Annotated in this window: 8 protein-coding genes; 2 read left to right on the plus strand and 6 right to left on the minus strand. The window is 68.5% G+C overall.

Annotated features, from left to right (window positions below):
* Window positions 1-37: 37 nt before the first annotated feature.
* The 3 genes from BN13_RS08230 to BN13_RS08240 form a co-directional block, all read right to left on the minus strand.
* Window positions 38-2,974: a vitamin B12-dependent ribonucleotide reductase gene (locus BN13_RS08230; RefSeq protein WP_048545946.1), complete on the minus strand. Its 2,937-nt coding sequence runs from the start codon at window positions 2,972-2,974 to the stop codon at window positions 38-40.
* Window positions 2,975-3,097: 123 nt separating this feature from the next.
* Entirely contained in the window at window positions 3,098-3,589 is a 492-nt protein-coding gene (nrdR, locus tag BN13_RS08235) for a transcriptional regulator NrdR (RefSeq protein WP_048545949.1), read from the minus strand.
* A gap of 204 nt (window positions 3,590-3,793) precedes the next feature.
* Entirely contained in the window at window positions 3,794-4,339 is a 546-nt protein-coding gene (locus BN13_RS08240; protein WP_048545950.1) for a LysM peptidoglycan-binding domain-containing protein, read from the minus strand.
* A 253-nt stretch (window positions 4,340-4,592) separates the two neighbouring features.
* Between BN13_RS08240 and lexA the strand changes: the two genes are divergently transcribed.
* Window positions 4,593-5,402, plus strand: a complete 810-nt coding sequence (gene lexA, locus BN13_RS08245; protein WP_084733941.1) for a transcriptional repressor LexA — start codon at window positions 4,593-4,595, stop codon at window positions 5,400-5,402.
* A 17-nt stretch (window positions 5,403-5,419) separates the two neighbouring features.
* Here the strand turns inward: lexA and BN13_RS08250 are convergent, their stop codons facing one another.
* Window positions 5,420-6,337, minus strand: a complete 918-nt coding sequence (locus BN13_RS08250; RefSeq protein ID WP_321162900.1) for an NAD-dependent protein deacetylase — start codon at window positions 6,335-6,337, stop codon at window positions 5,420-5,422.
* Window positions 6,338-6,423: 86 nt separating this feature from the next.
* Between BN13_RS08250 and BN13_RS08255 the strand changes: the two genes are divergently transcribed.
* Window positions 6,424-7,377: a LysR family transcriptional regulator gene (locus tag BN13_RS08255; protein ID WP_048545951.1), complete on the plus strand. Its 954-nt coding sequence runs from the start codon at window positions 6,424-6,426 to the stop codon at window positions 7,375-7,377.
* 22 nt (window positions 7,378-7,399) lie between these two features.
* Here BN13_RS08255 and BN13_RS08260 read toward each other — a convergent pair whose 3' ends face one another.
* Window positions 7,400-9,844 carry a ComEC/Rec2 family competence protein gene (locus BN13_RS08260; RefSeq protein WP_048545952.1) on the minus strand — a complete coding sequence of 815 codons (2,445 nt, stop codon included), beginning with the start codon at window positions 9,842-9,844 and terminating at the stop codon, window positions 7,400-7,402.
* A 7-nt stretch (window positions 9,845-9,851) separates the two neighbouring features.
* Window positions 9,852-10,842 (minus strand): ComEA family DNA-binding protein (locus BN13_RS20225; protein WP_235433985.1); only part of this gene is annotated, 991 nt, incomplete at its 5' end.

The following is a 10,842-nucleotide window of genomic DNA, read 5'->3' on the forward strand; positions in this document are numbered from 1 at the left end:
GACGACCGGCCCCGCCTCAGCGCCTGGCGCTCCTGCCTCAGCTGCAGCCGGAGGTGCTGCCGCAGCCTTCGCAGACGTAGCACGAGCCGGCGGGGCGCATCTTGGTGCCGCAGGTCATGCACATCGGGGCGTCGGCGGCCTTGCGGTCGCCGAACATCGCCAGCAAGTCGGCGCTGGAGTGGATCTCCGCGGACACCTTGCGAGCGGAGGCCGCACCGGCACCGGAGTGCACGGACGTGGCGTCGATCTCCTTGTCGCCTGAAGGCGCGTCGCCGCTCACGCTCTGGCGCGGCTCCGCCGCCTTCTTGGGCGCCTGGGCGCCGAGGCCTTGGGCCAGCGATTCCAACTCGTCCTCGTCGTCGGCGTCGTCCTCGACGGGCTCGTAGGAACCGGTCTCCAAGTGACGGGCCCTCTCCTCCGCGGTGTAGATGCCGTAGTAGGACCGGGTCTCGAAGTCGAGGTGGTCCAAGGCTAGGCGTCGGAAGACGTAGTCCATCAGGGACTGGCCCATCCGCACGTCCGGGTCATCCGTCATACCGGCCGGCTCGAAGCGCATGTTGGTGAACTTCTCGACCCACGTCTCGAGGGGAACGCCATACTGCAGCGCCACCGAGATCGCGATGGAGAAGGCGTCCATGACGCCCGCGAGGGTGGAGCCCTGCTTGCCGAACTTGAGGAACACCTCACCGAGGCGACCGTCGTCGTAGGTGGACGCGGTCATGTAACCCTCGGCGCCGCCGATGGCGAACGAGGTGGTGCGGCTGCTGCGGCGCTTCGGCAGGCGCTCGCGGACCGGGCGGTACTCGATAACTTTCTCGGCCGCGGGGGCTGCCGCACTCTCGGCCGCCTTGGCGTCCTTGGCACCGGAACCGGCGTCGGAGAGCGGCTGGCCGACCTTGCAGTTGTCGCGGTAGACCGCCAGCGCCTTCAGGCCCTGCTTCCAGCCCTGGACGTAGACCTCCTCGATGTCCTCGACGGTCGCCGTCTCGGGCAGGTTGACCGTCTTGGAGATCGCGCCGGACAGGAACGGCTGGGTGGCCGCCATCATCCGCACGTGACCCATCGGTGAGATCGCCCGGGCACCCATCGCGGTGTCGAAGACCTCGTAGTGCTCGACCTTCAGGCCCGGAGCGTCGATGACGTGGCCCTTGTCGGCGATGTACTCGACGATCGCCTCAATCGTCTCCTGCGCGTAGCCAAGCTTCTTCAGTGCGCGGGGGATGGTGAGGTTGACGATCTGCATGGACCCGCCACCGACAAGCTTCTTGAACTTCACCAGCGAGAAGTCGGGCTCGATGCCAGTGGTGTCGCAGTCCATCATGAAGCCGATGGTCCCGGTGGGGGCGAGCACCGACGCCTGGGCGTTGCGGTAGCCGTTCTTCTCACCGAGCTGGATGACGGCGTCCCACGCCCTGGTGGCCGCGCGGTGGATGTCCTGGTCCATCGCGTGCTTGGTGCGCACCGCGTCGTTGGCCGCCTGGTGCTTGCGCATCACCCGCTTGTGGGCGTCGGCGTTGCGGGCGTAGCCCGCGTAGGGACCCACCACGCCGGCGAGCTCCGCACTGCGCTTGTAGGCCGCGCCGGTCAGCAGGGACGTGATGCTCGCCGCAAGCGCCCGGCCACCCTCGCTGTCATACCCATGGCCCGTGGCCATCAGCAGCGCGCCGAGGTTGGCGTAACCGATGCCGAGCTGGCGGTAGTCGACCGTCGTCTTGCCGATCGGCTCGGTCGGGAAGTCGGCGAAGCAGATGGAGATGTCCATCGCCGTGATGACGAGCTCGACGACCTTCTGGAAGGTCGCGACGTCAAAGGTGTCGTCGTCGCGCAGGAACTTCAGGAGGTTGAGCGAGGCGAGGTTGCACGAAGAGTTGTCGAGCGACATGTACTCGGAGCAGGGGTTCGACGCCGTGATGCGACCCGTCTCGGGGTTGGTGTGCCAGGCGTTGATCGTGTCGTCGTACTGGATGCCAGGGTCGGCGCACTCCCAGGCCGCCTCGGAGATCTTGCGCATCAGGTCGCGGGCATCGACTTCCTCGATGACCGAGCCGTCCTTGCGCGAGGTGAGGCCGAACGAGGAGCCGTCCTCGACGGCGCGCATGAACTGGTCGGTGACCCGGACGGAGTTGTTGGCGTTCTGGTATTGAACGGAGACGATGTCCTTGCCGCCGAGATCCATGTCGAAGCCGGCGTCGCGCAGGGCGCGAATCTTGTCTTCCTCGCGCGCCTTGGTCTCGATGAACTCGTAGATGTCGGGGTGGTCGACGTCGAGGACGACCATCTTGGCGGCACGGCGGGTCGCGCCGCCGGACTTGATGGTGCCCGCGGACGCGTCGGCGCCACGCATGAAGGAGACAGGCCCGGACGCGGTTCCGCCGGACGACAGGAGCTCCTTGCTGGAGCGGATGCGCGAGAGGTTCAGGCCGGCACCGGAACCGCCCTTGAAGATGAAGCCCTCTTCCTTGTACCAGTTGAGGATCGAGTCCATGGAGTCGTCGACGGACAGGATGAAGCAGGCGCTAACCTGCTGCGGGCTCGGCGTGCCCACGTTGAACCAGACCGGGGAGTTGAAGCTGAAGACTTGGTGCAACAGGGCGTAGGTCAACTCGTGCTCGAAGACCTCGGCGTCGCCCGGGGAGGCGAAGTAGCCGAAGTCCTTGCCGGCCTTGACGTAGGTCAGGACCACGCGGTCGATGAGCTGCTTGAGGCTGCGCTCGCGCTCGGGAGTGCCGAGAGCTCCGCGGAAGTACTTCGTGGTGACGATGGTGCTCGCGTTGACGGACCAGAACTCCGGAAACTCCACCCGCTTCTGGTCGAAGATCTGCTCCCCGGTCTTCCAGTTGGTCTGGTTGACGTCGCGCAACTCCCAGGTCACCTCGTCATACGGGTGCACTCCGGGAGTGGTGTAGATGCGCTCGATCGTCAGGCCCTTGGCCTTGCCCGCGCGGGCGGATCCGGAGCGTGCGGTCTCGGTCATCTCGTGATGCCTTCCATTGACGAGTGTCGCGGCTGACGGGCGTCGAGGCGACAGGGTTGAGCGGTGTTGTCTTGCGGATGTTCACCGGGTGTCGACCAGCCGACGCGGCCGACACCCGGGAGTTCAGGCGTCCCGATGGGGGACGGTCTCTTTGACCGGAGCGGCGGCGTCGCGCTCGGCGCGAAGCAAGGTGATGGCGGCCTCGAAGTCCTCGAGAGACTCAAAGCCTTGGTAGACGCTGGCGAATCGGAGGTAAGCGACCTCGTCGAGCTCGCGCAACGGGCCAAGGATGGCCATCCCGACCTCGTGCGCGTCGACCTCGGCGCTGCCTTGGCTGCGGATGGACTCCTCCACCCGCTGAACCAAGAGCGCGAGATCGTCCTCGGTCACCGGCCGGCCTTGACAGGCCTTGCGGACACCGACGAGGACCTTGCTGCGGCTGAACGGCTCGCTGACCCCAGATCGCTTGAGGATCGTCAGGCTCGCCGTCTCGATCGTGGTGAAGCGTCGGCTGCATTCGGGGCACTGCCGGCGACGACGGATCTGGGAGCCGTCGTCCCCCGTGCGGGAGTCGATGACCCGGGAGTCGGTGTGCCTGCAGAACGGGCAGTGCATGACCGACTCCTTCGACCGGTTGGGGACCAGGGGTGCACAACATGGGGAAAAGCTGTGGGCAATTCCGGCCAGTTGTGCACTAGATGTGGATGAACTACATCTATGTAACCACTAGATGTAGGAATCTAATCCCTTGATCACCCGAGCGCAACCCTCGCTGCCCGGCGTGTCTTGCGGCAATCTGCAGCGCCGCTGTGGCACCGCTCAGCCCTGCGGGATGATGAGCGTGTCGCCCGCGATGATGCGGTCGTTCTGCAGGCGGTTGGCAACGCGAATGGCATCGACACCGTGGGAGATCGGCAGATCAGGAAGGTAGATGACGGCCAGACCCGACAGCGTTTGCCCTTGCGCGATCGTGATGCGCTGCGGGGAGGTCGAGGCACTGGCACCACCGGATCGGGCGGAGGCCGCGACGGCGGCAGCGGCCAACACCGCCACCAGCACGAGGGTGCACAGGAGCCGTCCCCACCTGGTCAGCCGAAACGCGCTTGACGCCGTCTCCGCCGCTGGACCGATCCGACGGCGAGCGAGCGTGGGTGTCGTCGGCACACCCTCTGCTCGCCCGCCGGCGTCTCGCCGCGCCCCCGGCGCGGGCACCGAGATGTCCGCCGCCGCCTCGATGGGGGAAGACGCGGCGGGGACTACGGAGAGACGACGCACCGCGGGCCAGGACTGACGCCCCGTCCCCACCGGGGCAGACAGCCCCGCACCATTGATCCCCGTGATCTCCCACGCGATTGCTGCACCCATGGCGTTTCTCTCCTCTCGTGCGAGGATCGAACCTACGTTCGAGCCTCGGTTACAGAATTAGTAGCACGTCTGTTCGAAGTCTGGCAAGACACGCTCGAACAAATGTCTGAGTTCAGCCATCGCTCCGCCTATGCTTGCCCTATTGAGAAAGCCTGACAGGGACCACCGACAACCCCCTGTCGAGCACCAGCACGAGGCGACCGCGGGCCCCTGACCAGCGGCGCATGGAGCCCGGGGAAGGGGCGTGGAGACGATGAGCAACTCCGGCGCACACGAGGACAGCGCACGCCGCGGGCCGGGACGGCCACGCAATGACAGTCCCGATCTGCAAGAGACGGAAGCCGACCGTGCGGCGGTGCGCAGGCTGCCGGAGCGCGACCGCCCCGATGGCCTGACAGTGCGTCAGCGTCGGGTGCTCGACTGCATCCGCACCTCCATCGATCTGCGCGGCTACCCCCCGAGCATGCGCGAGATCGGCGAGGCCGTGGGACTCACGTCACCCAGCTCCGTCTCGCACCAACTCCTTGCCCTCGAGCGTAAGGGATTCCTTCGGCGTGATCCTCATCGCCCGCGGGCGATGGAGGTCGTCGCCCCCGACATGCCATCGGATCATCCTGGCTATCGCGGAATGCAACTCGCCGATCAGGACGCCGAGCCCGACATCACCGACAGCGGCAACGAGCGGCCCGAGGCGACCTACGTCCCCGTGCTGGGCAATATCGCTGCGGGAGTTCCCATCACCGCCGATGAGGTCGTCGAGGACGTCTTCCCGCTCCCACGCCAGATCGTCGGGGAGGGCACGCTCTTCCTACTGCGCGTTGTCGGTGACTCCATGGTGGACGCGGCCATCTGTGATGGCGACTGGGTCGTCGTGCGACAGCAGCCGGCGGCCAACAATGGCGACATCGTCGCGGCGATGCTTGACAGCGAGGCCACGGTCAAGACTTTCAAGCGCAAAGACGGCAAGACCTGGCTCCTCCCCCAGAACCCCGCGTTCAGCCCGATCGACGGCGACCACGCCACCATCCTCGGCAAGGTCACGGCAGTGCTGCGCCGCATCTGACGCGGCCCCCGTGGGGCCTAGTCCGCTGCCTGGGTCAAGCCGCGAATGCCGGCGACCGCGACGAGCAGCGGCGACAGGGACTCGTCGAGCCGGAGCGCGGCATACGCATCTCCCCGCGTCGCCCCGCGGGTGACGATCGCAATGGGTATGCCGCGCGCCGCGGCTCGTTTGACGAAACGAAGGCCGCTCATCACCATCAGCGACGAGCCGAGCACCAGCAGGGCGGGCGCGGCGTCGGTCAACGCGTAAACCCGCTGGACCCGCTCGGCCGGCACGCTCGCGCCGAAGAAGACCACATCGGGCTTCACGGTGTCGTGACCACACACCAGGCAACGGGGCGTCACGAAGTCGAGGACTGCCTCGTCGGCAAGCACGATGTCGCCGTCGGGTCGGATCTGGCTGCTGACGCGCGACCCATCGGAGGCACTGCCGACCGCCCGCTCGGCGAACTCCGGGTTCGCGGCCGTCACGCGCTCCTGGAGCCGTTCCCGGGACTCACGGGTGCCGCAGGTCAGGCAGACGACCTCCGCCAGCGAGCCATGGAGTTCGGTGACATTCCGACTGCCCGCGCGCTGGTGCAGACCGTCGACGTTCTGCGTCACGAGTGGCCCGATGAGGCCGCCAGTGCCGAGGTGGGCGAGGGCCCGGTGGCCGGCATTCGGCGCGGCGGCCGAGAAGCGCTGCCACCCGATGAACGAGCGTGCCCAATAGCGTTGCCGGGCAGCGCTGGATCCGACGAACTCGCCATGCTGCATCGGCGTGACCCGCCGAGTCCCATCTGGACCGCGGTAGTCCGGAATGCCGGAATCGGTGCTCATCCCCGCCCCCGTCAGCACCATCGGCGGGCCATGGTCGAGGAAACGGCGTACGCGCTCTTCGGAATCCGAGCTCATGTCTGCGTTCACGAGCGGGGCTCGGGTGGGCTGACTGGTCACACGCAAAGTATGCCGCGGCATCCTAAACTCACATAAGCGGACGTTTTCCTGATTCATTGTTCATAACTGCTTGTTATGCTTGTGAGATGATCGACGTTGCTGGACTCCGGGTCATGAAGGCCATCGCCGATGAGGGCAGCTTCACCGCGGCGGCGCTGGCGCTGGGCTACTCGCAGCCGGCCGTATCGCAGATGGTTCGGCGGCTGGAGCAACGCGCGGGCACGGCGCTCGTCGACCGGGTTGGTCGCACCGTGCGGTTGACGGAGGCGGGTGCCAGTTTGGCGCGTCGCGCCGGCGACGTCCTGGCAGCCATCGACGCCGCTGAGGAAGAGGTCGCGGCGATCGCCGGACTAAGGGCAGGTCGAGTCCGGCTCGCCGCCTTCCCGTCGGCATCGGCCACATTGGTGCCGAAGGCATTGGCGTTGGTCAAGCAGCGCTACCCCGACGTCGAAGTTTCGTTTACCGAGGCCGAGCCGGCGCAGTCGCTGGCTTCCCTTCGGGCAGGCGAGTGCGATCTCGCGATCGCGTTCTCCTATGCGGGCACTGATGTCGGGCGGGGTGAGGAAGACCTCGACCTCTTCGAGACCCGCCACCTGCTCGACGACGAGGTCTTGCTCGCGCTGCCGCTGACGCATCGATTGCGCGACGAGCCCGTCATCGACATAACCGCGCTGCGGGACGAGAAGTGGATTGCCGGTTGTCCGCGGTGCCGGGGGCACTTGCTGTCCATGTGTGCAACCGCGGAGTTCACCCCGAGCGTGGCCTTCGAGACCGAGGACTATGTGGCCGTCGCCGGACTCGTGGCGGCCGGGCTAGGCGTCGCGCTGATCCCCGATCTCATCGTTCGCACGGCACACCACCCGGACATCATCACGCGCCAGGTGCGGCCCGCGTCCCGGCGCCAGATCGTCGCCGTGACCACGCCCGACCTGCAGCGCGTTCCCGCCGTCGCCGCGACCCTGGATGCCTTGGGTGAAATCGCGGCCTCCAGCGATCTCGCCCCCACCTATCCGCAGGGCGATCTCGACTACTACCTTTAACGGGACCACACCTAAAACGGTGCTACGGGGCGCGCGAGCGCGCGACCAGGAGTCGGTCACCGGCGCGCCATACGGCAATGTCCCCACCGATATCGGTGCGCTGCACCGGGATTCCCTTGCTCGCCAACATGCTCAACGTCCGCGGAGACGGGTGTCCGTAGTCGTTGTCCTTGGCCACGCTGATCACCGCCACGCGAGCCCGGATCACGCCGAAGAAGCCGTCATCGAGATTCGCGGACCCGTGATGCGGCGCCTTGTAAACGTCGTACACCGGCGCCGGGGCTCCGCTTCGGCGCCAGGTGCCGGCAATCGCCCGCCCGGCCTCCCGCTCGATGTCCCCGGTGAGCAACAGGTGCAGCGATCCCACCCACGCGTCCAGAACTATGGACGCGTTGTTGGGGATCGATCCGTCGTGGATCTCCCGCTCCGGCCAGAGAACGTCAGCCGACACGGGTCCCCACCCGAGGTGATCCCCCGCCCGCACAACCGCAACGGGTATGCCGCGGGCCCCCGCCAGGCGCTCGACTGCCGTCGCGCCGTAGGCGGGATCCCGGATCGGTCCGACGACGATCTGCCCGACTCGACGACCGCTCAGCGCCCCGGCCAGCCCGTCGATGTGGTCGGCGTGAAAGTGCGTCAGCACGACCGCGTCGAGCGTCGCGACCCCGAGTCGCTGCAGGCATCGGTCGATTAATCGAGACTCGGGCCCGACGTCGACGACGACAGCGGATCGCGCGCCGGTGCGCAGTACGAGTGCGTCGCCCTGGCCGACATCGCACGCCACAAACTGCCACGCACTCGGCGGCCAGGTGACTGTCGACGTGGGCACGAGGAAGCCGGCGCCCACGGCAGCAACGCCAGCGGCTGCCAGCGGCCGGCGGGCCACTTCGAAGCCAAGACGAGCGCCAGCCAGCAGTAGGAGTGCTGACAGGAGCGCCAGGCTCACCGCGCCGACGCCGGATTTGGGCCACGGGATGCTTCCCCACGACTGGTCCGCACCTTGATGTGCCACATAAGCGATGAGCAGCGCCGGACCACCCGGAATCCAGGCGGCCAGGGCGGCAGCCCGCGGCAGCACCAGACCCAGCAGCATGACCCCGATGCCGCCGAGGGTGACGGGCGCGACCAGGGGCGCGACCAACAGATTCGCGGGCAGTCCCACAACACTGACCGAGCCAGCCATCAGCACGATGACGGGCGCACACATCACCTGCGCGGCCACCGGGATGACGAGCGCCTCCGCGGCAAACCGCAAGGGCGCTGGCAGGCGCGGGCGTAGCCAGGCCGACCATGGCCGGACAAACACCAACAGTCCCAGCGTGGCCAGACTCGACAGCGCGAAGCCCAGACTTCGGGCCAGCCAGGGATCGATGACAAGCAGGACCACCATCGCGCCGGCCAGCGCGGGCGGGCCGGCAACGCGGCGCGAACCCTGCATCCCCAGCAGGCCGATAGCCCCCATCGCCGAGGCACGCAACACGCTCGGCTCGGGCCGGGCGACAATGACGAAGGCGCACAACGCGATGGCGAGTAGCGCTGGCCGCCAGCGCCGCCGGACTCCGATCCAGCGCAGGATCGGGACGATGGCCCCTAATGTGATGGCCACATTGGCCCCGCTCACGGCGCTCAAGTGCGTCAGGCCAGTGGCTTTCATGTCGGCCGTGAGGTCGGGAGGCGAACGACTCGTGTCACCAATGACCAGTCCCGGCACGAGACCCTGCGCATCCTTCGGCAGATCGCTCATCGCGGCGCGCAGTGCTGCTCGTGGATGCTCTGCCCACGAGAAGCCCCACGGGGCGCGGTGTTGCACGACGGGGGCGCCTAGCGCACGTGCCACCGCAACCACCGAGTCGGCCGGTTCGGCGGGTCCGAGCCGGACTTGTGCGGAGAAGCGATCGTGCCAGGCCAAGGTGGCCCACCGCGCATCAGCGACCACCAGCACCGGGGCCCGAACCCGCGTGGTGGCCCCCCGCGCGGCAATCTGCTCGAGGCGCACGCGCACCAGGTAGCGATCCGGGGCGCGGCCGGACGCGATCGCCAGGGGCTCACCGACAACGACCCCTGCCACCGTGGCGACGGCCCGCTCGGTGGCCAGCGTTCCGATCGGCCCGGTCCGGCGTAGCTGGTCGGCACCCGCGGCAGCCCCGCAAACCAAGGCCACCGCAGCGGCGGAGAGTCCGGCGACAAGCCACGCCGACGATCGCCGACCGTGGCGCGGCCGGCCGCGCCACCAGCAGAAGGTGGACGCGGCCCCCGCGACCCCGCCGACGGCCCATTTCGCCGAAGGCGGCCAGCCGAGACCGATCGCGGCGACCGCCCAGCACACAACCGCGGGCAGCAGCAGCCGGGCGTCGAGACGGGAGGGGGCCCGCGGCATACGTCGGGAAGGGCGGAGCTGGAACACATGTCCGGCCGAGGCGAGCCCGACGGACCCATCGTTGGTGACGGTCGACAGATCGGACGACATTGCGAACTCACAACGTCACGAGAGGAGTGAGATTGGCCAGCACCTTCTCGCCGATGCCGCTGACTTCGGCGAGTTCGTCGATCGAGGTGAACCGGCCGTGCTCCGTGCGCCACGCCAGGATGCGACCGGCCAGGACGGGACCGACCCCGGGAAGACTGTCGAAGGCCGCCAGGTCCGCGGTGTTGAGGTTGACCTTCGCCGAGCCAGCACCGGCCGGGGCGGCCGGCCCGCCACCGTTGCCCGCCGCGGAGGTGGGGGCTGCCGCGGGGGCCTCCCCCGGCTTGGGCACGACAATCTGCTCACCATCCACCAGCAGGCGCGCCAAGTTGACGGCGCTCAGGTCTGCCTTGCGCCCCGCGCCGCCGGCCTTGTCGATCGCGTCAACGACCCGTGACCCCGGTGGGAGTTCGACCACACCGGCATGGCGCACCTGCCCGACGACATGAACGATGATCGTGCCCGCCCCGGCGCCTCCGGGTGCCGCGGCGGGTGCTGACCCCGGGGTGGCGCTCACGACGACGGACGCGCCGCTCTGTCCGGGTCCGGACGCCCCCGTTGCCGTGGGGCTATTGGCCGTCAACTGCGCGGCAGCGGGGGCCACCACCGACCCCACATCGCGGGCCCGGAGGAGCCGCACTCCGAACACCGCGGCGAAGACTACGGCGATCAAGACCACGGCCACGACGGCCGGCCGCGTGGCCGCGACGCGCGCGCTGCCCAGGCCCGCGGGCAGGCTCAACCAGCGCGGTCCGTCAACCGGGTCCGCGTGTCGGGGCGACGGCCGCCCAGACTCGCCACCCCCGCGCTCGGCCCCTGACCCCGCCCCGGGCACAGACCGCGTCCCCGGCCCGGCCCCAGACCGCGGCCCCGGTTCAGCCACCGACCGAGACACCAGCGCCGAGCCCGGCCCTAGTTCTGAGGGCGAACGACCGTCAACGTCCCAGCCGTCCGCCAGACCGGCCTCGGCCAAGGCGGCGGCGAGGCGGTCGGCGGCGGGG

The organism is Nostocoides jenkinsii Ben 74 (assembly GCF_001046875.1).
GTDB lineage: Bacteria > Actinomycetota > Actinomycetes > Actinomycetales > Dermatophilaceae > Nostocoides_A > Nostocoides_A jenkinsii.